Below are 25,739 nucleotides of genomic sequence, written 5' to 3'. Positions count from 1 at the left end.
ATGTTATTCTACTTCTTCGCCTTCGGCCAACTGTAACATGCCGCCTGGCTGTTTAAAGTTACTTTTTACAAAATGGCACCAGTCGCATTCTTTTTTACCACAGCCGGTGCTAAACTCATGATTTTGTATTTTTTGATATACGGTAGTTATTTGTTCTATAAGGGTCTCGATATCTGTTGGTGTGATTACGATCTTCGCTTTATAATATTCGTTTTCTTTCTCAGGCTCCACAAACTCAAACAAGGTATTTGTTACTTCCCAATCGTTGGTGCGGTCGTTATCAACCAGTATTTTATAAAACACCGCCTGGCGCCAGTAATCGCCGCCATTGGGGGCTTCATTGTTTGGCGGCAGCAGTTTGTCTTTAGCGTTGCGTACTCGGCCGGTTTTATAATCTACAACGGTAACCAGTTTGCCTTCAAATTCTATTTTATCCAAATTACCTTTAATAGGCACGCCCTGCACTTCGGTATTTTTAATGCTGCGCTCGGTTTGGGCTATTTTGTTCCACAAGTGTACATTTTGCTCGTAATACGGCGGTAGTATTTTATCGCCATAATCAACCCGGCGCTTAAACTCCTCTTTAGTAAACGAATCGCGGTTGCGGTACATATACCAGCGAAACTCGTTTATAAATTCTTCGGTAGATATAAATTCATTATTGTTGTCCTTTAATTTCCTGAAGGCTTTGTTCAGCGCCCAGTGTACGGCCTGCCCAAAAGTAGCCGAAGGGCTTTTACCAGAGGGTACCCTTATCAAGCACTGGAAGTAAAAACGAAGCGGGCAGTCTAAATAGTTATTCAGATGTGTAACAGATAACGTGTAGTTTTGCAGCAATTGGTTTATATAATTGCGGTCCAGCAGTTCTACAACGGGTTTTTCTGCTTCGCTAAATTGGGTCGCAAAAAATCCCAGCATATCGTCGCTGCTTACTTTCGGGAATTTAAGCTGCAAATGGGTGTCGGCCAATATCTCGCCAATAAACTGCGATGGCTCCTGATCTTTCCCTTTCTTATCTTTTGCTGCATAGGATATATGCAAACATTGCTTAGCACGAGTAATAGCTACGTAAAACAACCGGCGGGCCTCTTCCTTCTGAGCAATATCATCCCCTAACGAACCTGTTAAAGTATCCGGGTAGGCAAAGCCGCTATTACGCCCTTTGCCATCCCAGGTGCGCTTATCGCAACCAATAAAGAATACGTGCTCATACTCGAGCCCTTTAGAGCCATGCGCGGTTAAAAAGTTAATTCCGTTATCAGAGTAGATCACTTTGTTTAGCTCTATCCTAATGTTGTTTTTCTTCATCAGATCAATAGTAGCAATCAGATCGGCAAGTTTGATCTCGGGATTTTTGCGGCTCTCATCTTTTAAAAAATCAAAGAAGCTGGTAAGTACCTGCATATGGATACCCTTATCCTGCTGCTGCATAATATATTTAAGGATGCCCATTTTAGCCACCACATCCTGAAAGAATTGTTGCAGCGTAACACTTACTGCCGATTTTAACAGTTCATCAATGTCGTTGATTAAAAACTTCATCTCGGTATTAACCGACTTACTGAACAAGTCGGTTTGTGCTGGGATACGCATTTCGTGCAGGTACCTGCGCAGCGATGTTTTTGGTTGGTTACTGGTTGCTGTACTGTAATTCTCTTTAGCTACCGCTATGCTGGCCTTAGCCACCTCAATGGGTGGTATGTTAAACAAATCGTAATGCAGAATAGCAAATAGCAGATCGTCGCCGCTATAAGGGGAATCCAATTCCATAGCCAGGTAGCGCAAAATGTTCACGATCTTTTCGCCGAATGGGATAGTTAGGATGTCTATCTTTCTTTTTGTATTTACAGCTATCTTTTGCGTTTCTAAATAATGCAATAACTCCTCTACCTGGCTGTGGTTGCGGTATATTACTGCTATTTCGCCCGGTTCAGTGCCTTTATCTATTAGGCTTTTAATTTGCAGGGCTACATCAACCAGTTCCTGATCGGGGTTTTCATACTCTTTTATTACTGGTTCTATCACCAACTCGTTAAAGCGGGGGTGAGATGCCTGCAAATTTTTATCAAGCCTTAGCTGGGTTGTTAAGCGTTCGCGGTTATTATTGATCAACGCGCGTGAAATATCCAGTATATGCTGGTTTGAGCGGTAATTATGTTTAAGCACCACCGTGTGTAAGGCCTTTACATAATCGCCGGCAAAATCCAGGATGTTTTTCATGTTAGCGCCCTGGAATTTAAATATCGACTGGTCGTCATCGCCCACCACAAATACATTGGGTGTTTCCCAGTAATTCAATAAAAACTTCAACAGCTCATTCTGTGATCCGCTGGTATCCTGAAACTCATCGACTAAAATGTATTGGTATTTTTCCTGGTAACGGCGCAGTATCTCTTCATTTTCGCGGAAGGCTTTCAGCACCCAAATGATCATGTCATCATAATCGTACCGGCCAAGCTTTTTCATTTTGGCATCATAGCGTTTATACTCGCCTACGGCGGCCAGCATTTTGCTCATGGTTTCATGCGCCTTGTCTATGTCCTTTTGTTTTGGGTCGCCTATTTTGATGCCGGCTTTTGGGTTGGCGCGTTTATAGATAAACTCTTCGCGGTTAGGCAGGTCTTCCAAATATTCCTGTACCGCTTTGGCCATGATATCCTCGTTCCAGTTTTCACGTTTCATGGTCGAAAACAGGCTTTTCAGGCGTGGCGCGTCGTAATAGATATCGCCGGTAAAACGTTTTAATACGTGGTCATTCTCAAAATCGTCAACCAGTTCCTTAAACAATATGGCCGATTCCAGGTCTGACAGCGACTCCAGGTTTAGTTTACCAAAGTACTCCAGGTTTTCCTGTATTACCTCGTTACAAAATGCGTGAAACGTGTATATATTAATGCGATAAGCATCAGGGCCAATAAAATCGAACAGGCGCTTGCGCATGGCTACAGCTCCCGCATCGGTATAGGTAAGGCATAGTATTTCGTTGGGGCGGGCATCGGTATCGGTGAGTATTTTACCAATACGTGCAGCAAGTATTTGTGTTTTACCGGTACCCGGGCCGGCTACCACCAGTACAGGGCCATCCATTTTATTTACGGCAGCCAATTGCTCGGGGTTTAAACCCGCCAGCGCTTCCTGAAATTTGACGTTATATTTATTGAGTGGAGATTGCATAATTGTAGGGTAAAGATAAGCATTGTTAATGAATGCCGGGATTATGTTAACTCCCCACATTCATAAAGACAATCTATAAACGCTACCTATTATTATACATTACCTTCAATTACTTAAACTTATTTTTTAATGCGGCTAACTTGCTCATCATATCCATTTCAGGCTCCGGCTGAGGTTTAGCTGTAGGGCGTGGATGTTGCTGCGCTTGTTTTTGAACCGGCTTTTGCTCGCGTGGTTTAAAGGCAGGTGTTACCTCACGCACCTCGTTTTCTTTCATGCTTAGTGCTATACGCTTGCGGGCGGTATCTACCTCGTTAACCGTAACCTGTACCTTTTGGTGTACTTTTAATACTTCGTTAGGGTCTTTAATGTAGCGGTTGGTTATGCGGCTTAAATGCACCAGCCCATCCTGGTGAACGCCAATATCAACAAAGGCACCAAAGGCTGTTATATTGGTAACTATGCCAGGCAATTTCATACCAATTTTCAGGTCGCTTATGGCATTAACGCCCTCGGTAAAGCTAAAGGCCTCAAACTGCTCACGCGGGTCGCGGCCTGGTTTGGCCAGTTCAGCCATAATGTCGTTCAGCGTAGGTAAGCCTACGGTATCGCTTATATATTTTTGCAAGGGGATAGATTTGCGCAGCTGCTGGTCGGTCATCAGGTCCTGCACCTTGCATTTCATATCTTTTGCCATCTGCTCCACCAAAGCATAACGCTCGGGGTGCACTGCGCTGGTATCCAAAGGGTTTTCGGCCCCTCGTATGCGTAAAAAGCCTGCTGCCTGTTCGTAGGCCTTATCGCCCAAACGGGCAACTTTTTTTAGCTGTTCGCGGCGTTTAAAAGCGCCGTTTTGATTACGGTATTCAACAATGTTTTGCGCAAGCTGCGGCCCAAGGCCCGAAACGTAGGCCAATATTTGTTTAGATGCCGTGTTTAATTCAACACCTACCGCGTTTACGCAGCTCATTACGGTATCATCCAGTGATGTTTGTAATTTGTTTTGGTCAACATCGTGCTGGTATTGCCCCACACCTATCGATTTTGGGTCTATCTTCACCAATTCGGCCAGCGGGTCCATCAAACGGCGACCGATTGATACCGCGCCCCTCACCGTAATATCTTTATCAGGGAATTCCTCGCGCGCAACATCCGATGCAGAGTAGATGGATGCCCCGCTCTCATTCACCATCACTATAGTGGCACCGGGCAAATTTAGGTTGCGTACAAACAGTTCCGTTTCGCGGCCGGCGGTGCCGTTACCTATGGCAATAGCCTCAATATGGTATCGCTCGTATAAATGCTTTACGGTTTTTTCTGCCTCTTTGGCCTGGCCCGCACCTGTATGCGGATAAATGGCGATGTTCTCTAATAGCTGCCCCTGCTCATCTAAGCAAACCAGTTTGCAGCCTGTACGGAAACCGGGGTCAATAGCCATCAGGCGTTTTTGGCCAAGCGGTGCGCCTAATAACAATTGGCGGGCATTCTCGGCAAATACGCGGATGGCTTCTTCGTCGGCTTTCTTTTTGGTGAGCAGCCTTATCTCGGTTTCCATTGATGGTTTAAGCAGGCGTTTGTAGCCATCGGCAATGGCTAGGCTTACCTGTGCTGATGCTGCATTGCGCCCATACACAAATTCGCGTTCCAGCAAGGCAATAGCATCCTCTTCCGTTGGTTTAATATCCAAATACAGTATCTCCTCTTTTTCGCCACGGCGCATGGCCAGTATACGGTGCGATGGTGCCGATTTTACCGGCTCGGTCCAGTCGAAATAGTCTTTATACTTTATGCCCCCCACCTCTTTACCCGGTGCAACTTTCGATTCAAAAGTACCTTTCTCGGTAAATAGCGTCCGCATTTTGGCGCGTGCCTCTGCGTTCTCGCTGATGGTTTCGGCAATAATATCGCGTGCACCGGCTAACGCTTCTTCAATGGTATTTACGCCCTTTGCGTCGTCGATATATTTACCGGCTTCCGTTTCGGGATCTATGTTTTTTTGGGCAAAAATGGTATCGGCAAGCGGCTGTAGTCCCTTTTCGCGGGCGGCCGTTGCGCGTGTTTTACGCTTGGGGCGGTAGGGCAGGTAAATATCCTCCAGTTGCACCATGGTTTCGGCAGCGGTTATTTGCTGCGCCAGTTCGGGCGTTAGCTTGCCCATCTCCTCCATCGATTTCAAGATCGCTTCGCGGCGCTTATCAAGGTCGCGCATTTGCTGTATGCGGTCGCGTATGGCGGCAACCTGCACCTCGTCAAGGCTGCCCGTTAACTCCTTACGGTAGCGGGAAATAAAGGGCACCGTGGCGCCTTCATCTAACAGGGCTATGGTGGCGCTTACCTGCTTTGCGGTAATAGAAAGCTCGGCAGCAACTTTTTTATCGTGATCAGTCATGTCGTCAATTCAGAAAAGCGAAGTTGGTAAATTAGACAGAAAATTGAGCAGGAAAGTTTTCAACGAAATTGTGTGGACTCACCCCGAATGCGCTACGCTGTTCGACCCTCTCTCCGCTCTGCGGAAAGAGAGTAAGGAATCTGGACTTTACACCCCGACTACGCTTTGCGGAAAGAGAGTAAAGATTATTTCTTACGGAAAAATGTATCTGTTCCGTATATCCCGTTCATTATTAAGGTATCTCGCCCTTTAAATGCAACACCAAAAATTAAAGGACCATCTTCATACTTCACTTTCACGCTATCGCCGGTTATTGTGTATTTGTAATATGCGGAATGGTCGGGATAATAGAAACTTTCTTTGGTTACCTTAAAAGATACGTTCTCGTCGCCTTTGCCAATCCATAAGCCAATTAGCTTTGATGCATTGCTATTTTCATCCGGTGCTGAGGTTTGCTTTAAGGTATCTTTTACAAGAACGGCGGTTTTAACTGTTACGGTTGTGTCTTTTGTCACTTGGGTGGAATGTGCTGCTTTCGGTTTAGTAGCAGTACTGCACGCAAATAATGTCGCAATTAACGGAATGCAGACTAATTTTTTCATTGTTAAGATTTGGTAATCAAATATATAATTATTAAACACTAATATGGAATACATACAATAATTAGCCTTGCCTAATTTTATTTATTTGACTGTTCTAAATATTGCTTATGTTTGTATAAAAAAAACCTATGCGTTACATTATACTTCTGCTTGTTCTCGGTTCGTTCTCGGCTACTACATACGGACAAACAGACACTACCCGCCATAAATACAACCTGTTTAGCCCGGTGCCCCGGGATAAGATGAAAGACATGGAAACAGACCGCCCCGATGTTACCGAAAGCGCGTATACGGTAGAGGCGGGGCATTTTCAGGTGGAAAGCGACCTTGTTAAGCAAGTGCGCAATAAAGCCGATGGCCTAAAAAGCATGCAAAGCATTTTTAACCTGGCCAACTTTAAACTGGGCCTTACCGAAAAAACAGATATTCAGTTGGTGATACCTACGCATGTACGCAATACAACCCGCCATGCTATTACCAACGAACTGATTGACGAGAGCGCGGGCTTTGACGATATAACCCTGCGGGTAAAATATAATATTTGGGGTAGCGGCGGGGGCAAATCGGCACTGGCGGTATTGCCATTTGTATCATTACCCACCTCATCATTTGCCAGTAACGGCGTGCAGGGCGGGGTAACTTTCCCTTTTGCTTTAGAGCTGAACGAAAAAACCAGCTTCGGCGCGCAAACTACCATTAGCTTTGTAAAGGAAGATAACAATAAGTACTATACCGATATGCTGTACTCTTTTACCTTTGGCCGCTCGCTGTTTAAAAAGCTGGATGGCTTTGTAGAGGGTGTAAGCACTTACAGTCCGTATGCTAAAAAAACAGATTTTTACGCTAACGGCGGGCTTATATTTTCGGCCACCAACAACCTTAATATTGATGCCGGTGTAAATATTGGCCTTAATACCGGTGCCGATAAGATTTTTTTTCTTGGCTTTTCGTTTAGATATTAACTTAGCTATAATATGCATACGCTATCTGAAGAGAATTACCTGAAATGTATTTACCGCCTTTGGCAGGATAAGGGGATGAAAATAACCCCTACGGCTATTGCCGAATCGCTGGGGAACAACCCGGCATCAGTAGTAGATATGATACGCAAGCTAAGCGATAAGCAACTCATCGCCTATGATAAAAAGAAAGGGGTAGAGCTTACCGAACAGGGCATGAAGGATGCGACACTAATAGTACGCCGCCACCGCTTATGGGAGGTTTTTTTGCTGGAAAAGCTGGGCTACCACTGGGACGAGATACATGATATTGCCGAAGAGCTGGAACATATTAAAGATAGCTCCCTTGCCGATAGGCTGGACAAGTTCCTGGGTTTCCCGGAGTATGACCCGCATGGCGACCCAATACCCAAAGCAAATGGAAAAATGGCCAAGCGTTATTCTATAACCCTGGCCGATTTAAAAGGCGGCGCCACCTGCCGTGTAGCCGCTGTAAAAGATACTACCAGCGCCTTTTTACAGTATTTGCAAAAGCTGGATATCAATATCGGTACTAAAATTCAACTAATAGAGAAAATTACTTATGATAGCTCGCTGGTCATTAGTATCAACGGTGCCGACCGAACCACGGTATCGCAAAAGTTTGGAGAGAATATTTTGATAGACTTTTAGATGTGCAGATTTCAAATGTGCAGATGATGGGGGTAGCAGCATTTGACATCACCGCGCGCCTTGCTGAGAGGTACGAAGTAATTTCCCGATTGGGAAAAAGTGTTAAGCCTGCGAATTCTTAAGCGTCTTATTCTCTTTACGTATAGCGAAAATTATAATGACTATACCTGCCGCAAACAATACCTCAGATGCGCTTGCCAGTACAATACGCCAAGTTTGATGCGCCTCGATACCCCGGGTAATGGCACTTACACTCATCGCTAAAAAGCCGATGCACATAAAAAAGGGTATCATTAGCTTTTGTCGTATTGGCTTTTTCATATTCTAAAGTATCATTAATAAATGACATTATCTTTTCTTAAGCTACAACAAAAAGCCCCGGTAATGCCAGGGCCTTTAAAAATGGGTTGTTGCTAATTACTTAGCAACGTACATAACTTCTTTCACTGCTTTAACCACGCGCTCGGGGTTTGGCAGGTATTCCTGTATTAAAGTAGGTGCGTAAGGCAATGGCACGTCGCCACCGGTTATGCGCAGTACAGGGGCATCTAAATAATCAAACGCATCTTTTTGTACTTTAAAGGCAATTTCAGTAGCTATCGAGCCTAATGGCCAGCTTTCTTCTACAATTACCAAACGGTTTGTTTTTTTAACAGAGGCAATAACGGTAGCGTAATCAATAGGGCGTACGCTACGCAGGTCGATCACCTCGGCATGGATGCCTTCTTTCTCTAATTCAATCGCAGCGGCGTTAACCACTTTCATTATTTTACCAAAGCCAACCAAGGTAACATCAGTACCTTCTTTGGTCACGTTTGCTTTGCCTATTTCGATATAGTAAGTCTCTTCAGGAACTTCGCCTTTATCACCGTACATTAATTCCGACTCCATAAAAATAACCGGGTCCGGATTTATAATAGCAGATTTTAAAAGTCCTTTTGCATCGTATGGGTTTGATGGTACAACTACCTTTAAGCCGGGGCAGTTAGCATACCAGTTTTCGAAACACTGGCTGTGCTGTGAGCTTAGCATACCCGCGTTACCGGTTGGGCCACGAAAAACAATTGGAACAGAAAACTGTCCGCCACTCATCGACATGATCTTGGCTGCGCCATTGATGATCTGATCAATAGCTACAAGCGAAAAGTTAAACGTCATAAACTCGATTATAGGACGCAGGCCATTCATTGCCGAACCTATACCTATACCCGCAAAACCTAATTCAGAGATAGGCGTATCAATAACGCGTTTAGCGCCAAACTCGTCAAGCATACCCTGGCTTACTTTGTAAGCACCGTTATACTCGGCAACTTCTTCGCCCATTAAGTATATATTCTCATCCTTGCGCATTTCTTCCTGCATGGCTTCTCTTAGCGCTTCCCTGAATTGTATTTCTCTCATTATTATATAAAATGAAGTTTTTTGCGAAGGCAAATATAGGCATTGGTAGCTTAAAAACAATTACCCCCGCCATTACGACGTTTTTTTTACAAAGTAGGGGTTTCTATATGGTTTTAATGTATCGGAAATCCTAAAATCAAATTAGGATCAGGTATGTTTTGCAGGTATTTGTCTTTTTGCGAGTATTTCCCCACCCCTGGGTAATCGCCTTTTGCATCACCAATATTAAGCATCAACTGAAAGTGCAGATGTGGTGGCCATTGGCCGTTTTCGGCAGCATTGCCTAATATAGCTATTTGCTGATTGGCTTTTACAGCTTGCCCAGTCGCTAAACCTACTAAGCTTGCGCGACTTAAATGCCCATATAAGCTATACAATGTAAAACCATCTAAATTGTGTTGCAGTATAATGGTTGGGCCATAATCGCCATAGTTATCGTTATCGGCAAAGCTATGGAGGTAACCCGGCAATGGCGAGTAAACCGGCGTGCCCGCATTGCCCCATATGTCAACACCTAAATGCAGGCGGCGGGGCTCGTCGGCAGCATCAAAAAGCGTGCTACGGTCATAAATGGTACGGTTTTCCATGTAACCACCTATGCCATAACGGCTATTGTTTTTAGCTAATTTTTGGCTTACCCAATTGCTAAAACTAAACGTATCGGCAATCAGTTCAGGAGTCAGTTCCGTATTAGCAGCGGTGAGATCCAGCGGATATAATTTATCAACTTTGGGGTCAAAATCAATCACTTTACCGGCCACGCCTGGGTGGGCATCAAGATATGCCGCCAATTTTTCGGTAGCATCCATTAGGCTTAGTTCTCTTCGGTATCCGGCTGGCGGTCTTCTTTGCTTATTTTGTCAAATATCTTATCCATGCGCTCTACATAGTCGCTGGTATCATCCACAAAAAACTCCAGTTGTGGTATTATCCTCACCTGGTCTTTAATACGGGCACCTAATTTATACCTGATTTCGGATGCGTGCAGTTTTATGGTTTGCAGGGCTGTTTGGTTGTCGGTATTATTAAAAAAGCTTAAAAATACACGGGCAATAGCCAAATCGGGCGTTACACGTACGCGGGTAATAGTTACTAAGGTATGTGGTAAATAATTCATGCCTTCGCGTTGAAATATTGCTGCCAGGTCTTGTTGTATTACCCCGGCAAATTTTTGCTGACGTTTTGATTCCATGATATGTTAACGCTTATAAGGCTAATGAGTTTGTTTTAATGCCTTTTGAAAGGCAACGGATAAAGCTACTGAATTGAAAACGCCCTGCAAATTATTTGTTATGTTTTGCTGTGAGTTGCATATCATTAGATTGCCCCAACATAGTATTTTACTTAAAGGTCTTGCTTAATTTCGTCTAGGCCTTTAACGCTTAACCGGGCGCTGATGCCTGCAGCTATCAAGGCAATCCCGCTTACCGTAAAAAACACCAGAAATAGGTCGCTTAGTTTAAAGGCTACGGGGTAGGCATCCAAAACGGATAGCTTTGCGCCCAATTTGATGAGCCCAAATCGCAGCTGTATCAAACATATGATGTAGCCAAAAATAATACCGGCTATACTACCTATAAAACATATCATCATTCCTTCAAAAAAGAAGATGCCTTGTATAAGCCCCCTGCCGGCACCTAAACTGGTTAATATGGCAATATCCTTGCGCTTATCCATCACCAACATGGTAAGTGACCCAACTATATTAAATATGGCTATGATGAGCACAAAGGTTAATATCATAAATATCGACCAACGTTCGTAATTAATGGTTTTGTACAGCTCGGTATTTTGCTGTTTGCGATTTTTTACAACAAAGTTACTGCCTGTTTTTTCCTGTAGTTTGTCCTGCTCGGCGTCCAAATTGGTTCCGGGCTTGTAATTAATTTCGATGGCCGATACATTCTTAGGTTCATCGAGCAAATCGCGGGCGAACGCTAATGGGGTAATTACCATATCATCAAACTCCTGCTGAACCGAGAATACACCTGACGGGGTAATGGAGCGGATAACAAAATCGTTTAACGGGTTATTTGAGTTACCAGCCGTGCGGCTTGGTGAATATATCTGTAATGATTGAAACTGGTTTTTTAAACTTACCCCCAGGCTGGCTTGTATGGTAGAGCCAATAACGGCGTAAGAATCCCCTTTATTAGATAAGGTGAATGAACCAAATTGTATAATGCTATCTAACCTCGGGTTTTTTAAAAAATCGTTGCTTACGCCTTTAATAGTTCCTATAAATTGGCGGTTATTATAAAGTATCAGCGCTTTTTCTTGCAGCACTTGCGTATAAGATTCGATGTTTGCATCTTTTTGTAGTGTAGTAAAATACGCGGCTGTAGGGTCAAATGTTTTGCCTGTGCGCGGTTCTATTCTCATCTCGGGGGTGAGATTGCTGTACATAGATAAAATAACCTGCTCGAGCCCGTTAAATACCGATAGTATAATAATAAGTGCGGCACTGCCCACCAATACCCCAAGCATAGATATTCCTGAGATTATATTAATGGCATGTGTCTGTTTTTTTGAGAACAGGTACCTTTTTGCTATGTATATGGAGGTATTCAATAGTCTTTGATTTGTAGATAAGCTTTTACGTGAACCCTTATAACATTATAAATACGGATTATGTTGTTTTTCGTAACCAATAGTTGTTTCGGGGCCATGACCGGGGCAAACAGTGCAATCATCAGGTAATACAAACAGTTTTTCTTCAATGTTCTTTATCAGCTGGCTATAGTTACCCCCCGGGAGGTCGGTACGGCCTATGCTGTTATGAAATAGCACATCGCCGCCTATTAATATATTGGCATCCTTGTCGTAAAAACATAGGTGTGCTGGCGAGTGGCCGGGCGCAAATATCAATTGCAATTGAGTGCTACCAAACGCAATTACACCTTCTTCGGGCAAAAATTCATCAGGTACCGGCGAAGCATCATACCTAAAACCCATTGCCGGTGCATAGGCTACCACAGCTGCCAGCGTTTCCGATTCGCCTTGGTGAAACTTTGGCTTTAAACCATATTGGTCAAACACAAAGCGGTTTCCCAACACATGGTCTACATGGCAGTGGGTGTTTAACAGCAGAACGGGGGTTAAATTATTGTCTTCAATAAAATTTACCACTACATTTTGTTCGGCTGCAGTATACATACCCGGGTCTATGATGGCGCACTCGCCGCTATCATCAAACAAAATGTAGGTGTTTTCCTGGTAGGGATTATTTACAAAGGACTGCACATTGGCCATGGGGCAAAAGTAAGGAGAATAATGTTGAAAGCGGGTAGCTCAAAGCAGAAAGCTTTTTAAGCAGTAATAACCGGCTTTTTGCTTTTACCTTTCAGCTAATTCTTCCACTTAAACGTTTTTATCATTACATCCACATCTTTTTTGATGAAGGTGAGCACCGGCTGTATTGAATCTAAACGGGGTTCGGAGTTAAAATATAGCGCACCACGCACGTAGTGACGGGTACTGTCTGTCAAAAAAAATTGTGCGGATGATGCCGCGTTACCATCTATGGTATAATAAATGCCGTAAACCTTCCGATCAGGGTAATGTATTATACCTTCATCAATACTGGTAGCTTTTACAGTATGTTTAAAGCTGAGTTTATGTGCATCTTCAACCATGGCATCCAACTCGTGCTTTGAGGCGATGGGCTGGTAGCTTAAATGCAGCGTAGCATTAAATTGCGGAAACTGTATATTTTGAAAGCATGGCCTGCCGGCAGCCAGGTCTGATCTATCCTGCTCTATGCTGCTATATTTAGGGTACTCAAAAGTAAAAGGGCAGCCTTCGGTATATTGCTGATACTCTTTTTTGGGGAAGCTAATGCGGTAATAACCGCGCGGCTTTGGCGAATAGTCGGCATTGCCGCCACATCCAAAAATCATCAATATTGCCGCAATTACAAAAAACGATCTCACAGGTTCATTTCTTTTGAGTTCCAAATTTCCCAGGCTTTTTCGGCCTGCAGCACTAACATTTCGTATCCGTTTTTGGTAAGCGCTCCCTGGTCGCGCCCCTTCCTTAAAAACATGGTTTCTACCGGGTTGTATATTAGGTCATATAGCAAATGATCTTCGCCAATGCCTTCATAAGGTATGGCCGGGCACTCATCTACATTAGGGAACGTTCCTATCGGCGTAGTGTTAATTATCAGTTTATTTTCTTCAATATCTTTAACGGTAAGCTGGCTGAATAAGGTATTACCAGGATGTTCTTTGCGGGTTACAACCTTGTAGCTTATCCCCTTGTTTTCGAGTACACATCTTACAGCTTTGGCAGCGCCGCCATCGCCTAATATCAGGGCGGTGTCCTGGTCGCTGCGTAGTAACGGACTAATAGATTGATCGAAACCATATATGTCGGTATTGAAACCTTCCAGTCTAAAATCGTGTCCCTTAAAACCAACCTCGCCAGAAAATGCCGCCATTACAGGGCTTTCGGATATTACTCTTATGCAGTTTACCGCGCCGGCTGTTTTAGCATCGTGCTCTATCCAATCAAGGTATTTTAAAACATTTACCTTATGGGGTATGGTAACATTAAGCCCGCAAAGGTTGGGGTGTGCATGCAGCAGCGCTGGCAAACCCGAGATATCTTCCAGTGGATACAGGTCGTAAGCCGCATCTGTTATTTTTAGCGTTTCAAACTTTTCTGTAAAGTATTTTTTGGAAAAAGAATGCGAAAGCGGATAACCTATAAGCCCGTAGTGTCTCATCTTGATTACAAATAAGGATGTAATATTAGTAACAATGCAGCAGGTTTTATAATTTATTATTGCTTAGATAGAGGCTTGTAAAAGCGCTTCGTATAGGCGGTCAATTTCTATTGGTTTGCGCAAAAAGCCTGTAAAATAAGGCTTATATTCGTCGTTACTTTCAGCTGTAATATCGGCTGTTAGCGCAAATACAGGTGTATTTGCATTGGGGTTTTGCTTATCGCGAATGTTTGCCGTAGCATCAAACCCATTCATTTCGGGCATGTGTATATCCATCAAAATAAAATCAAAAACCTTATTGCGCGATTTTGCCACCGCCTGTATACCATCCATTGCATGTTCAGATACCATACCCCAGTTAGATAACAGTTTGCGTGCAACCATCGCATTTATCAGGTTATCTTCAGCCAGTAAAACAGTTTTTCCGGTTAACCCGTTAGCCAGTTGGGCAGATACCTTAACAGGTGTTTCTGCTTTTTTCAATTTAAGTTCAAAACTAAATGTCGAACCCTCGCCAACAATACTTTTTACCTGTACTGTACTTTTATAAAGTTCGATAAGCTTTTTTACAATAGCCAACCCTAACCCGGTACCGCCTTGCTTGCGCGTAGTAATTGATTTTGGTTGCGAAAAACTCTCAAATATTTCTTCAAAATAATCCTGGTGTATGCCGGCACCTGTATCAATAACGCTAAACAAAATCGTATCTACATTCTTGTCTCTCGCGGTTTTCTCTATTTTTAAGCTCACCTGGCCACGGTCGGTATATTTTATAGCGTTACTAACAAGATTGCCCAATATTTGCGATAGCTTGGTTTCATCCAATTCATAATAATCGCCTAATGTAACATCGGTGTTCAGCAATAGCTTTATCCCTTTCTTAGCAGCCATGCTATTATAGGTTTTTATCACCCGGCTAATTAACTCGTTAAACTGGCAGGCATTATTTTCTATTTGCATTTTGCCGTTATCCAGTTTAGTAAAATCCAATATGTCGTTAATTACAAGCAGCAAGTTGTTCGATGCGAATTTTAACGACTCCAACAGCTCATTCTCTTCTTCATTTTTTGCGGTAAGCAATGATGTTATGGTGGTTACAGCATTCAAGGGCGTCCTTATCTCGTGGCTCATAGTCGATAAAAACTCCTGCTTTATCCTCGCCGATTGCTCCGCACGTTCCTGCTTTTCCATTATTGCGGCCTTCTCCCTTTCCAGGCGGGCCTCTTGTTCCATGGCTTGTATACGGGTAATCAGCTCATAATTCTCAATCACCTTTAAGGTTTGTGTATTAATTACCGCCTCTTTTTGGTGCAGGTAAAGCTCCAGATATTCTAATGATCTTTCAGTATCCTTTTCGGCTTTGCTTATACTGTAAAGCAGGTAATTACATTTAAAGCGTGTAATTGCAATGTTGTATTTATCGCTAAGGCTAAGACATTTTTTTAGGATGTTTTTGGCAACCTCTAACTTTCCCATTGCAATGTATAATGCCCCCATTTTGCAATAAGCCATACCAAGCCCCAATTTTTCGCCGGCATTAGCATGTATCTCAACCGCGTTTTTAAAATCATTTTCCGCTTCATCCAACTGGCCGGTTATAGTATATATTTTACCGCGGCCGTATAAAGCAAAAGCCAAACCCCTTATATCGCCAGTTTTTGATTTTATGGTTATTGAGCGCTCAATAGTTTTTAGTGCTTTTGCAATTTTGTTTTGTTTTAAATAAATGCCCGACAAGGGGTTATATACGTTTGAAATAAGGTTTAAATCGTTAACCCGGCGGGCGGCATCAATGGCATTTTTATAGGCACGTATGGCATTTTTACGATCGCCAAAATACTCATATATGGTTCCTAAGGATTTTTGGGTGCGCGCCTGGTTGTGGTAATCGTTAAATTTGCGGTATATGGACAGGCAATCAAATAAATTAATGAGGCCTAAGTGGTAATTGTCTGTTTTATAATAAACCCCTGCTATGCTGTATTTAGCATCGGCTATGCCCTTTTCATCATTTAAAGCCTCAAAGCATTTTATGGCCTCATGCGCCATATTTACCGATCGCCTGTAAGCCCCTCTTATCATATAAAATAACGACAGATGGTTAAGGCTTTTGCCGATAAGTTGCTGGTCGCCGGCCTGGCGGCTCAAGCGCAGGGCTTCATTAGCCTGTTTAAGGCTATGGGTTAAGTTATGGATACGGTTGGCATAAGCATCATCCAATAGAGTGCCTATGCTTTGGTTGTCCGTACGTATCTCCGTTTCCATAATCATTATTAACTACCCTAAGATAATGATTTGTTCAATCTGTTTAATGTAATGTTATAACCAATGTTTATCAGTGCAAACTAACACAACAAAGCCGCATAGCTATTACACTATACGGCTAATAATCAATAAGGTTTCCCTTCTTTATGTAATTATTTAATGCATTCAAATTTTACAACCAATTCCCAGCGTTTCCTATTTTCAACCAGTTTAAACATAGGGTCAGCCGAGTCATTGAATTCGCAGCGGCGTATATTAGTAAAGCCGGCTTCACGCAGTTCCTTTTCTGTTGATGCGTCGTCCCAAAGCCAAAGGTGTTCCAGATAACCAAACAAGTGCTTGCTTACTGCCATAAAGTTGCGTGGCCTAACCTCCTGGCCCATCATCATTCGTTTTATTAGTGTAATGGATGAATCGGGGTCGTGTTTAACATCTTTATCATTAATATAATCGCGAACCAAAACTTCCAGGTCAGGCATTATCATCCTAAAGATGCCGCCGGGCTTAAGCATTTTATAGGTGTTCCTTAAAGCTATCCTAAAATGCTCCAAACTCATATGCTCCAGCACATGCGAACAATATACCCCATCGGCTGTACCATCTTTTATACCGGGCAGGCCTTTAGTAATGTCGCCATATTGCACATTGGTATCAAATTTTTGACCAAGGCTTTTTTTAAGCAAAAAACCTACTACGGGCGTTTTTTGAATTAAAAGTGTGGGCGAAACATCAAAGTTTTTCCATTCTTTTGGGGCTGCTTGCCCGCAACCATAGTGTACATATAGCTTGTTTTGAGACATTGGCTAATAAGGTGTTATCGTTATTTAATTCTCGTTTTTAAATATAATTCTTTTAGCTCGAATTTTAACGAAAATTAAAACATACATATTACGCTTTTCCTAGTAATATACCGCCCTTAAAAACAAGTATTAATTTATTTATTAGCTTTAGCAAACTATTACAAGGCATGCTCACTAACCGCAATATTTTATGCATAAGCGGTACCGAGTGGCACGGCAACTACATTAAAGCAGTTGTTGAGTTAATGAAGGTACTATCGGCAGGTAACAAGGTTTTGTTTGTAGAGAACGCCTATACCTACAAAGACGCCCTTGCAGGCGTAAGCGATAAAAATAAAATAGACTTTAAACAAGCTTTTGGTTTAAAAAGCCGCATAATTCCTATTGATACCGGCAACGGCGGCACTGTTTATTTATTAATCCCTCCTCTTGTTTTCCCGGTGAGTTTTTTGCCGGAGGGTTTTGTTTATAACAGCTTGCTCAAATTTAATGGCTACCTGTTACGCAAGGCCACCAAAAAAGCGTTGCGTAAATTGGATATGAACCACGAGCTGATCAATTTTACGTCGTTTAACCCGGGTATGGGTGTGGTTACCGGACGTAAGTTTGGCGAAAAGACCCTGATTTATCATTGCTACGACGAAATAAAAGGCACCGTGCGGTGGCTCAGCAAACATGGGCTAAGGCTTGAAGCCATTTTTATGAAGATGGTAGATGCTACCATTGTAACCTCAAAAGGATTATACAACAGTAAGAAAGAAAGCTGCAGCAAATGTTTTATTGTGCACAATGCCGTAAAAGTAGATTTGTTTAAGCAGGGTTTTACCCCCGAACCCAAAACCGGCAAAAAAACAATAGGGTATGTAGGCAGTATAGACGACCGCTTCGACTTACCTATGCTCGATTACCTGTTCACTAAGATGCCCGATGCAGAATTTGTATTTGTGGGCCGTATATTAAGCCAGCGTACCGAGCTTATGCTCAAAAAATATGCTAATGTAAAGCTGGAAGGCCCCAGGCAGCCCGAAGAATTACCGCCGTTTTTAAGGTCATTTTCGGCAGGTATCATTCCTTTTATAAGCGATGACTTTACAGGAGGTATCTACCCAATGAAAATTAACGAATACCTTGCTGCCGGCTTGCCGGTTATTAGCACCGAATTTGGCGACATTAGTGAGTTTGAAAGCATCATAAAAATAGCACACACCAAAGAAGAGTACTTGCAATACCTAATACAGGAAATTGAAACCGATACCACCGAAAAGCGCAGTGCAAGATTAGTTATGGCCGAAGGAAATACCTGGGAAAAACGTGCCGAAGAAATATCGGCAGTAATTGAACAGGTTGAGGCAGGCCTATAAATAAGTGATTCCGTCAAAAACTGACTTAGTATAGTATATAGGATTAAATGGCTCGTTCTCGGCCAGTTGACAGGCTGCTTTTATGTTGGTACAATACACATCGCCAAATATACTGGCAATAGCAGCATCGGCGGCATCGCGGCCGGTGGCAATTTTTACCAGTCCGTTTAGTGGCGCTAACTTTGTGGCATCAAACAATATCCACTGCCCACCCAAATAAGCTTCAAAACAGGCATGAAAATCGGCCGGCGTAAGCAAGTAGGCATAGCCCGTAAAATAGCGGGCAGGTATAGTTAATGCCCGGCATAGTGCAATACCCAGGTGCGCAAAATCTCGACAAACACCGGCTTGCTGTGTAACTGTGTCATAAGCGGATGTTTCGGAATTGCTGAAGCCGCTTAGGTACTCCACATTTGTATGTATCCATTCGGTTATAGCAACCACCTGCTCATACGAATTTTCTATTTTACCAAAGGTATTGTTGGCTAACCGGTATAGCTTGTCGCTTTGGCAATAACGGCTGGGGTTTAAATAGGTTAATACCGAGGGGTGAAACTGGCTTACAGGTATCTCGTCGTATGTGGTGTAATCTATTACTTCATAGTAATTATCAACCGTAGCGTCGTATTTAATATTAAAATGGCCGGGTTCGGCAATATCTAAACGTACAAACCTGTTTTCGCCATTAACAGAGGGTATCTCTTCGGCTTTTAGGTATGGGTCAATATCCAGGTTTTCGTTTAGTACGGTTTGGTGTGGTGTTCTTAGCGCGTGTATATTTATTATTAAAGTACTTGGTGCCTTTACCTCATATCCTAACTCAGCCGATACTTTAAATTTCATTATTTTACTTTGGTAGTTTTTTAAACGCTTTTTCCATCCATTCGCCCGGAACGTTCATCAGGGCATTTTTTAATTCGTCATCCCATTGTGCCGATATATCGGCCATATCTTTTTGCGTATAACGTTGCTCTATCAGTTCAAAAGTGTCCTTTTTATACAATGCCACATCAATCGGAAAATCAACATTGTTGCTACTAACTCTTGTAGAATCAAACGATAAAAAACCGGCCTTTAAAGCCAGCCTCATATCCGAATCTTCATTTAATATACGGTTAAGTATAGCTTTGCCATGCCCCGAGTTGCCTATTACTACAAATGGTGCGCCAAGACCCAATTCAACCCAATTTCCTTCTGGATAAAGCAGGAACAGCTTATGTTCTTCATCATCTTTAAGCTGCCCGCCTATAATAGTGTTTAAATCAAACTTAAAACCGGCTTTTTCTAAGGTCGATCTGTCCTCATCTGCTACACGCCTAACCTGTTGCCCAAAGGCGTTTACAGCCTGGTATAGTTTGCTAAATTCGGATGTTTCCAGTATCTCGTCAAAATACACTATAGCCTTATCACGTACCGACCGCAAACCACTCGTCATGATAAACATGGATGAGTTCTCTTTTTGCAGGATGCTTATTTTTTTCTTTATCGTAGTATCTGTGCCTGTAGTAATGCGGGTATCGGCAATTGCTATTAAGCCTTCTTTAACTTTTATTCCTAAGCAGTAAGTCATGTAAGTATATTTCTAATCCGTTATTGCTGCTGCTGTTGCTGCTGCATAATTTCCATATACCTTGCATAACTGTTACGTGCAGCGCTGCCATCAGGTACAGGGAATGTTGAAACGGTAAATATATCTTTTTCTTCGGGGATATGGCTGTCTTCGTGCCCAACCGAAACAGATACCTCCAGCTTGTGGTGCGCCGAACCTTTATAAACACCCTTAACCGGCGAACAGTCAGAAAAATTGCGACCTACTGCCAGGCGCACATGGTTTTCGTTAGCAATACAATTGTTGGTAGGATCGATACCTAACCAGCCGTAGCCCGGCAGGTAGGCCTCTGCCCAGGCATGAGTAGCTCCAATCCCCCGCAGGCCGTCTTTATTAGGGCAAATATAACCGCTTACATAACGGGCGGGTATGCCTACCAAACGCAGCATTACCATTAGTAAATGGGCAAAATCCTGGCAAACACCGGCTTTAATTTTCCATATTTCATCAAGAGTGGTCTCTACAGTGGTTACCCCTTTTATATATTCAAAGTTTTTGTAAACGTACTGGCAAAACTTAAGTGTAGTATGGTAAGGCGTATCATCGGTTAAGCGTTCGCTGTTTACAACGGGTTGTAATTCGTTAAGCCCCTCAAAATACTCTTGTTTCAAAAAATCAATGTAAGGCACTACATACTTTAAGTTAAATAGTTCGTTCCACTGCTCGCTGGCAAACATATTATCAACCGGCAAGGGCCTTGGGTGTGTAATTACCGATACCTGCGAATTAATAACCAGCATATTATGTGGTTCGGTGTAGGTAAAGCTGCCTACCTCATTGCCATAATAATCTACATAAGTATCTACTTGTGGGTGGCCGGTTATATCTAATTCGTGCTTTAAAACATCCTGATAAATATCAACAATAGGAAATAGAATGATCTTGTTAGCACTATCGCGCACAAAGTTATCATAAGAGTACTTGGTGATATGCTGTATCTTAAATTCGGGCATGTTTAACTAATTAGGAATTTGCAAAATAATACTCGTTTAACGAATTACCTATCTGGTACAGGTCGTCTTTAATTTGTGTTAAAAACTCGTGAAGGCCAACCTGCCCGATACTTTTAACCGAACTATATTTAATGTTGCTTTGCAGCTTGCCAATATGGAACGATATCTCGCGATAATCATTCACATTGCTGTTGTTTTTTAGTCTGTCAAAATACCTTTGTATATTATTTACCGAATAAATTACCGAGCGCGGAAAATCGTTATTCAGGATGATCTGTTCTATTACATTCTGCGCTTCCAGGCCATCGCGATAAGTTTTTTGGTAAAGTTCATACCCACCTATAGATTGCAGCAGGTGTTTCCAATACGTAATATCGGTGAGCAGGTTTGGGTTATTGTTTGTTGGCCCGTATTTAATGTCCAATATATCTATTGATTGTATGGCCCGCTCTAAATACTTCCCAATATTCATAAAGCTGCGGGCCTGGCCGCGCTCCATGGTAATTTCGGCTGTACCATAGTATAGCATTACCTGTTTTATCAATACATCTAAAATACCTATGGGGTCTTCCTTTTTTAATGCAGATGCAATTTTGGGTTCTTTTACGGTGTGGTAATACTCATTTAAACACTGCCAAAGGTCCTTAGGGATATGCTCTTGTACGCTACGGGCATTTTCGCGTGCAAGGGTAATAATGTTTAATATAGAGTTGGTGTTCTCTTTATCAACCACCATATACTTTAACACTGCCCGGCTATCGTTCTTTAACTTTTCTATCAATCCTTCATCCGGGCCCGAAAAGATCTGAATAACAGGCTCCCAGGTAAACCCCGCTACCGAATCTTGCGACGAGGCATAGTTTATCTTCAGCATTCGTAAAATACCGTCGCTACGCTCAATATACCGGCTTAACCAATAAAAACTTGCTGCTACCCTGCTTAACATATTTTCTTTTTATTTCCATACCGATAGCTATCGGCATCGAAGTTATTTCTGTCTTAATTCTTGCTTCTTATCTCTTGGCTCGGCACTTAGGCCAATACCCAGGTATCCTTACTGCCGCCGCCCTGTGAGCTATTTACCACCAGCGACCCTTCGGTTAATGCCACGCGGGTTAAGCCCCCTGGCACAATTTGGATACCATCGGGGCCGCAGAGAGCATAGGGCCTTAAATCTATGCGCCTTGGCTGTAATATACCACCAATATAACATGGCGCTGCCGATAGGCTTATGGTTGGCTGTGCAATAAAATTGCGCGGCTCTTTCAGTATCTCCAATTTATACTTTTCAATTTCTTCCTCGGTTGATGCATGGCCCATCAGCATACCATAACCGCCGCTTTCGTTTGTTTTTTTAACCACCATTTTATTGATGTTTTTAAACACATGCTCGCGCTCATCAGGGTTGCTTAGCCTGTGTGTGGGTACATTTTTTAGTATCGGCTCTTCGTTCAAATAGTATTTGATCATGTCAGGGACGTAAATATAGGTGGCTTTGTCATCGGCTACGCCGTTACCTATAGCGTTTACTATGGCCACATTGCCTTTACGGTAAGCGCCCATTAAACCAGCTACGCCTAATACACTGTTTGGGTTAAATACCAATGGATCTAAAAACTCATCATCAACGCGGCGGTATATTACGTCAACCTGCTGCAAGCCGGTTGTAGTTTTCATATAAACCTTATGGTTGTTTACTACCAGGTCGCGGCCTTCAACCAGTTCAACCCCCATTAAACGGGCAAGTGTGGTATGCTCAAAATAGGCCGAGTTATATATACCCGGGCTAAGCAGCACAATGGTAGGGTTGCTTATTTGCCTTGGAGATAATGATAAAAGGTTTTTATATAATATTGATGGATATTCTGTTACACTGCGTACCGCGCAATTAGGCAGCAGATCGGGAAATAAACGTTTGGTTATCTCGCGGTTCTCCAGCATATAACTTACGCCCGATGGTGTACGCAGGTTATCTTCCAGTACGTAAAAGGTACCGTCGTGGTCGCGTATCAAATCTATACCGGCTATATGTACGTATACATCGTATGGCACATCCAGCTGATACATTTCGCGCAAAAAATGCGGGCACGAGTATACAATATCAATAGGCACAATGCCATCTTTAATAATAAACTGATTGTGATAAATATCTTTCAGAAACAGGTTTAAGGCTGTAAGCCTTTGCTTAATGCCCTTCTCTACAAAAGCCCATTCTTCGGCAGTAATAATGCGGGGGATGATATCAAAGGGGAATATCTTTTCAATACCTTCGCCGCTATTATATACGGTAAAGGTAATGCCCTGTGTCATAAAAAGCCTTTTAGCCAATTCCTCTTTCTTATTAAGATCGTCCGGGCTTTCAAGGGCCAAATATTCAATTACTTTTTTATAATGATCGCGGACAATGCTGTTTTCGTTGTACATTTCGTCCCATACGCCATTTAATAAATTGTATTTTTCAAAATGCTGCGCTTTGTACATAAAAACTGCTCTTAATTGCCTCTAAAAAGTATTCATTGTATCTTAATGCATCTATTTAAATAAATAAGCGCACCTAAATCGTAATATTTTTGGTAAATTATGAAAAATATAACTTAAATAATGCAAATTTTATAATAAATAAATTTTATATGCGCCATAATAGATCCGCCATTAAAATATTTGGTAATTATTTAGCAAATCGCATAGTAGTAAAATTATATAGATAAAAAGGGAATCTGGATAATCTATAGCTAACTGATAAAATTTTATCCTTTGCTAATACATTAATATCATTATTAAAAGGCTTAACTATATAGCACCTATATTAGGGCTATTATAACCTTCAAATTCTGCTACGCTCATGAAAACAATTACTAAAAACCCACTCGTGGTTTTAACGCCGTTATTTTGCGCAATAATTTTAGTTTTTTCGATACAAAAAGCATCAGCCCAGGCTGAATTAATGCCCTATGGCAATCTTAACGGCATACGTATTAAAGGCCAGTTAATGCCTTTTGATACCCGCATAAATGTAGTTAGGCAAAACTGGGGCAAAATAAAATACACGGGTAAAGAACTGCAAAAACCAAAGTTTAGCAGAGAGGGCGATACCCAAACCGTAATTACCAATATAGACAGCGTGTTTATTACCGAGACTGTTAAGGACCAGGGAAAGGGAAATGTAAAAATTACCGTGCGCTGCGATATACATAAAGACACACTTATTAAAGCCATATACTTTGGTATAAAGTTGCCCAAAAGCATTTATGCCAATGCTTCACTAAAGCTTGAAAATGTTAATGCTGATCTTATAAGGATAGCTAACGAGCCCGGCTACCAAAGCGATTATGTTAAGGGGATAGCCTTTACTACCCCAACGCAATCATTCGCCTTAAAAACGGATGAACCCGTGGTATTGTTAAGGCAGAATGATGCAGCAGTGAAAGACTCCATTCAATTATACCTGCCAATAGCAATGGGGCAGCTAAATAAAGGCGATGTTTTTGAAAAAACATATACTATTAAGGTTGCAGGTGTTATAGATCAATCGCCGGCAGTAATAAAGCTGGATGCTACCAAACCCGGTAATGAGTTTGCAGGACTGGGTGGGAACTTCAGGCTACAAAATATGAAGACCGACCCCCAGGTGATTGATTATTGCCTTGAGAATTTACGCGTGGCATGGAGCCGCGTAGAAATGCCCTGGAGAAGCTGGCAGCCCGACATTAACATTGACCCAACGGAAGCAGCCAACAACGGCAAACTTAACGAGCATGTTCGCAAATCGATGGAGATGGCGCAGCGCTTAAGTAAAATGAATATCCCAGTTATTGTATCGGCATGGGCACCACCAACATGGGCGGTAGAGGGCCCTTTACACTTTGGCCCTACCCCAGCCGGTGTTTGGGGCAACCCTTTACGCAAGGATAATATGCAAATGACCTATAAGTCGATAACGGATTATATTATTTACCTAAAAGACCACTACGGCGTAGAGGTGAGTTGCTTTTCATTCAACGAGTCGGACCTTGGTATTAATATTCGCCAAACCGGCGAGGAACATTTAGAGTTGATAAAAGGTTTGGGCGCTTATATGGCATCCAAAGGGTTAAAAACGAAACTACTATTAGGCGATAACTCGGATGCCAATACTTATAAATTTATTTACCCGGCCATGAATGACCCTGAGGCAAGGCAATATATTGGCGCTATATCTTTTCACTCGTGGCGCGGCTGGGATACGCCAACTTTGCAAAAATGGGCCGACGCTTCCAAACAACTGCGCCTGCCGCTGTTAGTTGGCGAAGGCAGCATTGATGCCGCAGCCTGGGGGTACCCGGCGTATTTTGAAGAAGAATCATACGCGTTGGAAGAGATAAACCTATACACCCGATTGTTAGCTATTTGCCAGCCGCTGTCTATTTTACAGTGGCAGCTAACTGCCGATTATTCGCCGCTTAAAGGGGGTGGCATATTTGGCAACAATGAACCTTTGGCACCCACACGCCGTTTTTGGCAGCTTAAACAATTAGCCTCAACGCAGCAAGGGCAGCAGTACCTGCCGGTAACTACCGACAAAAGCGATATTACCTGCGCCGCCCTGGGTAACACAGCTGCCAATAATTATACACTACATATAGTAAATAACGGCGCCCAAAGGCAGGTGACCTTAAGTGGCTTACCAACCGGACTTAATAAATTTAAGCTTTATATAACCGATAAAAACAAAGACATGAAGTTGGCAAAGCATATTAGCATCACCAACAACCTGGCTGTATTTAAGTTAAACGCACGCAGCTATGTTACGCTGATAAGCGAATAATAAAAGCCCCGCCTAAATTAA

22 protein-coding genes are annotated in these 25,739 nt (G+C 42.5%); 4 read left to right on the top strand and 18 right to left on the bottom strand.

Going from position 1 to position 25,739, the window contains the following annotated elements; genetic code table 11:
* Positions 1–3: 3 nt before the first annotated feature.
* The 3 genes from FFF34_014245 to FFF34_014235 all read right to left on the bottom strand — a co-directional run bounded on the left by FFF34_014245 (position 4) and on the right by FFF34_014235 (position 6,165).
* Entirely contained in the window at positions 4–3,174 is a 3,171-nt protein-coding gene (locus tag FFF34_014245) for an ATP-dependent helicase (GenBank protein TSD65047.1), read from the bottom strand.
* 109 nt (positions 3,175–3,283) lie between these two features.
* Positions 3,284–5,563: an RNA-binding transcriptional accessory protein gene (locus tag FFF34_014240; GenBank protein TSD65046.1), complete on the bottom strand. Its 2,280-nt coding sequence runs from the start codon at positions 5,561–5,563 to the stop codon at positions 3,284–3,286.
* 185 nt (positions 5,564–5,748) lie between these two features.
* Positions 5,749–6,165, bottom strand: a complete 417-nt coding sequence (locus tag FFF34_014235; protein TSD65045.1) for a hypothetical protein — start codon at positions 6,163–6,165, stop codon at positions 5,749–5,751.
* A gap of 128 nt (positions 6,166–6,293) precedes the next feature.
* On the opposite strand from FFF34_014235, the gene FFF34_014230 reads away from it, so the two are divergent.
* Positions 6,294–7,127: a transporter gene (locus FFF34_014230; GenBank protein TSD65044.1), complete on the top strand. Its 834-nt coding sequence runs from the start codon at positions 6,294–6,296 to the stop codon at positions 7,125–7,127.
* A 12-nt stretch (positions 7,128–7,139) separates the two neighbouring features.
* A complete protein-coding gene (locus FFF34_014225; protein ID TSD65043.1) occupies positions 7,140–7,796 on the top strand; it encodes a metal-dependent transcriptional regulator in 657 nt (218 codons plus the stop codon).
* A gap of 102 nt (positions 7,797–7,898) precedes the next feature.
* On the opposite strand, the gene FFF34_014220 is transcribed toward FFF34_014225, so the two are convergent.
* The 10 genes from FFF34_014220 to FFF34_014175 form a co-directional block, all read right to left on the bottom strand.
* Positions 7,899–8,117 (bottom strand): hypothetical protein, encoded by a 219-nt coding sequence (locus tag FFF34_014220; protein TSD65042.1) that lies wholly within the window; start codon positions 8,115–8,117, stop codon positions 7,899–7,901.
* Between the two features lie 96 nt (positions 8,118–8,213).
* A complete protein-coding gene (locus tag FFF34_014215; GenBank protein TSD65041.1) occupies positions 8,214–9,197 on the bottom strand; it encodes a pyruvate dehydrogenase complex E1 component subunit beta in 984 nt (327 codons plus the stop codon).
* A 113-nt stretch (positions 9,198–9,310) separates the two neighbouring features.
* Positions 9,311–10,006 (bottom strand): peptidoglycan DD-metalloendopeptidase family protein, encoded by a 696-nt coding sequence (locus FFF34_014210; GenBank protein TSD65040.1) that lies wholly within the window; start codon positions 10,004–10,006, stop codon positions 9,311–9,313.
* 5 nt (positions 10,007–10,011) lie between these two features.
* Positions 10,012–10,389, bottom strand: a complete 378-nt coding sequence (rbfA, locus tag FFF34_014205) for a 30S ribosome-binding factor RbfA (GenBank protein TSD65039.1) — start codon at positions 10,387–10,389, stop codon at positions 10,012–10,014.
* Positions 10,390–10,541: 152 nt separating this feature from the next.
* Entirely contained in the window at positions 10,542–11,768 is a 1,227-nt protein-coding gene (locus tag FFF34_014200) for an ABC transporter permease (protein ID TSD65038.1), read from the bottom strand.
* A gap of 45 nt (positions 11,769–11,813) precedes the next feature.
* Positions 11,814–12,449 (bottom strand): MBL fold metallo-hydrolase, encoded by a 636-nt coding sequence (locus tag FFF34_014195; protein TSD65037.1) that lies wholly within the window; start codon positions 12,447–12,449, stop codon positions 11,814–11,816.
* Between the two features lie 95 nt (positions 12,450–12,544).
* Positions 12,545–13,096 carry a gliding motility lipoprotein GldD gene (locus tag FFF34_014190; protein ID TSD65036.1) on the bottom strand — a complete coding sequence of 184 codons (552 nt, stop codon included), beginning with the start codon at positions 13,094–13,096 and terminating at the stop codon, positions 12,545–12,547.
* A 29-nt stretch (positions 13,097–13,125) separates the two neighbouring features.
* Positions 13,126–13,926, bottom strand: coding sequence for a shikimate dehydrogenase (aroE, locus tag FFF34_014185; GenBank protein TSD65035.1), 801 nt, complete (start codon positions 13,924–13,926; stop codon positions 13,126–13,128).
* Between the two features lie 63 nt (positions 13,927–13,989).
* Positions 13,990–16,197: a tetratricopeptide repeat protein gene (locus tag FFF34_014180; GenBank protein ID TSD65034.1), complete on the bottom strand. Its 2,208-nt coding sequence runs from the start codon at positions 16,195–16,197 to the stop codon at positions 13,990–13,992.
* 146 nt (positions 16,198–16,343) lie between these two features.
* Entirely contained in the window at positions 16,344–16,991 is a 648-nt protein-coding gene (locus tag FFF34_014175) for a methyltransferase domain-containing protein (protein TSD65033.1), read from the bottom strand.
* A gap of 167 nt (positions 16,992–17,158) precedes the next feature.
* Here FFF34_014175 and FFF34_014170 point away from each other — a divergent pair, with 167 nt between their 5' ends.
* Positions 17,159–18,352, top strand: coding sequence for a glycosyltransferase family 1 protein (locus FFF34_014170; protein TSD65032.1), 1,194 nt, complete (start codon positions 17,159–17,161; stop codon positions 18,350–18,352).
* Here FFF34_014170 and FFF34_014165 read toward each other — a convergent pair.
* The 5 genes from FFF34_014165 to FFF34_014145 all read right to left on the bottom strand — a co-directional run bounded on the left by FFF34_014165 (position 18,347) and on the right by FFF34_014145 (position 23,395).
* A complete protein-coding gene (locus FFF34_014165) occupies positions 18,347–19,195 on the bottom strand; it encodes a transglutaminase family protein (protein ID TSD65031.1) in 849 nt (282 codons plus the stop codon). The genes FFF34_014170 and FFF34_014165 overlap by 6 nt on opposite strands.
* A 4-nt stretch (positions 19,196–19,199) precedes the next feature.
* A complete protein-coding gene (locus FFF34_014160) occupies positions 19,200–19,922 on the bottom strand; it encodes a peptidase (protein ID TSD65030.1) in 723 nt (240 codons plus the stop codon).
* 20 nt (positions 19,923–19,942) lie between these two features.
* Positions 19,943–20,914 (bottom strand): transglutaminase family protein, encoded by a 972-nt coding sequence (locus FFF34_014155; protein TSD65029.1) that lies wholly within the window; start codon positions 20,912–20,914, stop codon positions 19,943–19,945.
* 10 nt (positions 20,915–20,924) lie between these two features.
* Positions 20,925–21,860, bottom strand: coding sequence for an alpha-E domain-containing protein (locus FFF34_014150; GenBank protein ID TSD65028.1), 936 nt, complete (start codon positions 21,858–21,860; stop codon positions 20,925–20,927).
* 86 nt (positions 21,861–21,946) lie between these two features.
* Positions 21,947–23,395: a circularly permuted type 2 ATP-grasp protein gene (locus FFF34_014145; protein ID TSD65027.1), complete on the bottom strand. Its 1,449-nt coding sequence runs from the start codon at positions 23,393–23,395 to the stop codon at positions 21,947–21,949.
* 361 nt (positions 23,396–23,756) lie between these two features.
* Here FFF34_014145 and FFF34_014140 point away from each other — a divergent pair, with 361 nt between their 5' ends.
* Complete coding sequence (locus FFF34_014140) at positions 23,757–25,718, top strand: hypothetical protein (GenBank protein ID TSD65026.1); 1,962 nt, start codon at positions 23,757–23,759, stop codon at positions 25,716–25,718.
* The last annotated feature ends 21 nt before the right edge of the window (positions 25,719–25,739 follow it).

Origin of the sequence: Inquilinus sp. KBS0705 (genome assembly GCA_005938025.2) — a bacterium.
Lineage (GTDB): Bacteria > Bacteroidota > Bacteroidia > Sphingobacteriales > Sphingobacteriaceae > Mucilaginibacter.
The sequence above is the reverse complement of the archived record's forward strand: the minus strand, read 5'-3'. Positions and strand labels throughout refer to the sequence as shown.

Bases quoted from the DNA above. Each gene is read 5' to 3' on its own strand.
- FFF34_014150 (TSD65028.1), bottom strand. From the start codon at position 21,860: ATGTTAAGCAGGGTAGCAGCAAGTTTTTATTGGTTAAGCCGGTATATT.
- FFF34_014240 (TSD65046.1), bottom strand. From the start codon at position 5,563: ATGACTGATCACGATAAAAAAGTTGCTGCCGAGCTTTCTATTACCGCA.
- FFF34_014190 (TSD65036.1), bottom strand. From the start codon at position 13,096: ATGATTTTTGGATGTGGCGGCAATGCCGACTATTCGCCAAAGCCGCGC.
- rbfA (TSD65039.1), bottom strand. From the start codon at position 10,389: ATGGAATCAAAACGTCAGCAAAAATTTGCCGGGGTAATACAACAAGAC.
- FFF34_014175 (TSD65033.1), bottom strand. From the start codon at position 16,991: ATGTCTCAAAACAAGCTATATGTACACTATGGTTGCGGGCAAGCAGCC.
- FFF34_014165 (TSD65031.1), bottom strand. From the start codon at position 19,195: ATGAAATTTAAAGTATCGGCTGAGTTAGGATATGAGGTAAAGGCACCA.
- FFF34_014180 (TSD65034.1), bottom strand. From the start codon at position 16,197: ATGATTATGGAAACGGAGATACGTACGGACAACCAAAGCATAGGCACT.
- FFF34_014235 (TSD65045.1), bottom strand. From the start codon at position 6,165: ATGAAAAAATTAGTCTGCATTCCGTTAATTGCGACATTATTTGCGTGC.
- FFF34_014140 (TSD65026.1), top strand. From the start codon at position 23,757: ATGAAAACAATTACTAAAAACCCACTCGTGGTTTTAACGCCGTTATTT.
- FFF34_014225 (TSD65043.1), top strand. From the start codon at position 7,140: ATGCATACGCTATCTGAAGAGAATTACCTGAAATGTATTTACCGCCTT.
- FFF34_014195 (TSD65037.1), bottom strand. From the start codon at position 12,449: ATGGCCAATGTGCAGTCCTTTGTAAATAATCCCTACCAGGAAAACACC.
- FFF34_014215 (TSD65041.1), bottom strand. From the start codon at position 9,197: ATGAGAGAAATACAATTCAGGGAAGCGCTAAGAGAAGCCATGCAGGAA.
- FFF34_014230 (TSD65044.1), top strand. From the start codon at position 6,294: ATGCGTTACATTATACTTCTGCTTGTTCTCGGTTCGTTCTCGGCTACT.
- FFF34_014170 (TSD65032.1), top strand. From the start codon at position 17,159: ATGCTCACTAACCGCAATATTTTATGCATAAGCGGTACCGAGTGGCAC.
- FFF34_014245 (TSD65047.1), bottom strand. From the start codon at position 3,174: ATGCAATCTCCACTCAATAAATATAACGTCAAATTTCAGGAAGCGCTG.
- FFF34_014155 (TSD65029.1), bottom strand. From the start codon at position 20,914: ATGCCCGAATTTAAGATACAGCATATCACCAAGTACTCTTATGATAAC.
- aroE (TSD65035.1), bottom strand. From the start codon at position 13,926: ATGAGACACTACGGGCTTATAGGTTATCCGCTTTCGCATTCTTTTTCC.
- FFF34_014145 (TSD65027.1), bottom strand. From the start codon at position 23,395: ATGTACAAAGCGCAGCATTTTGAAAAATACAATTTATTAAATGGCGTA.
- FFF34_014160 (TSD65030.1), bottom strand. From the start codon at position 19,922: ATGACTTACTGCTTAGGAATAAAAGTTAAAGAAGGCTTAATAGCAATT.
- FFF34_014220 (TSD65042.1), bottom strand. From the start codon at position 8,117: ATGAAAAAGCCAATACGACAAAAGCTAATGATACCCTTTTTTATGTGC.
- FFF34_014210 (TSD65040.1), bottom strand. From the start codon at position 10,006: ATGGATGCTACCGAAAAATTGGCGGCATATCTTGATGCCCACCCAGGC.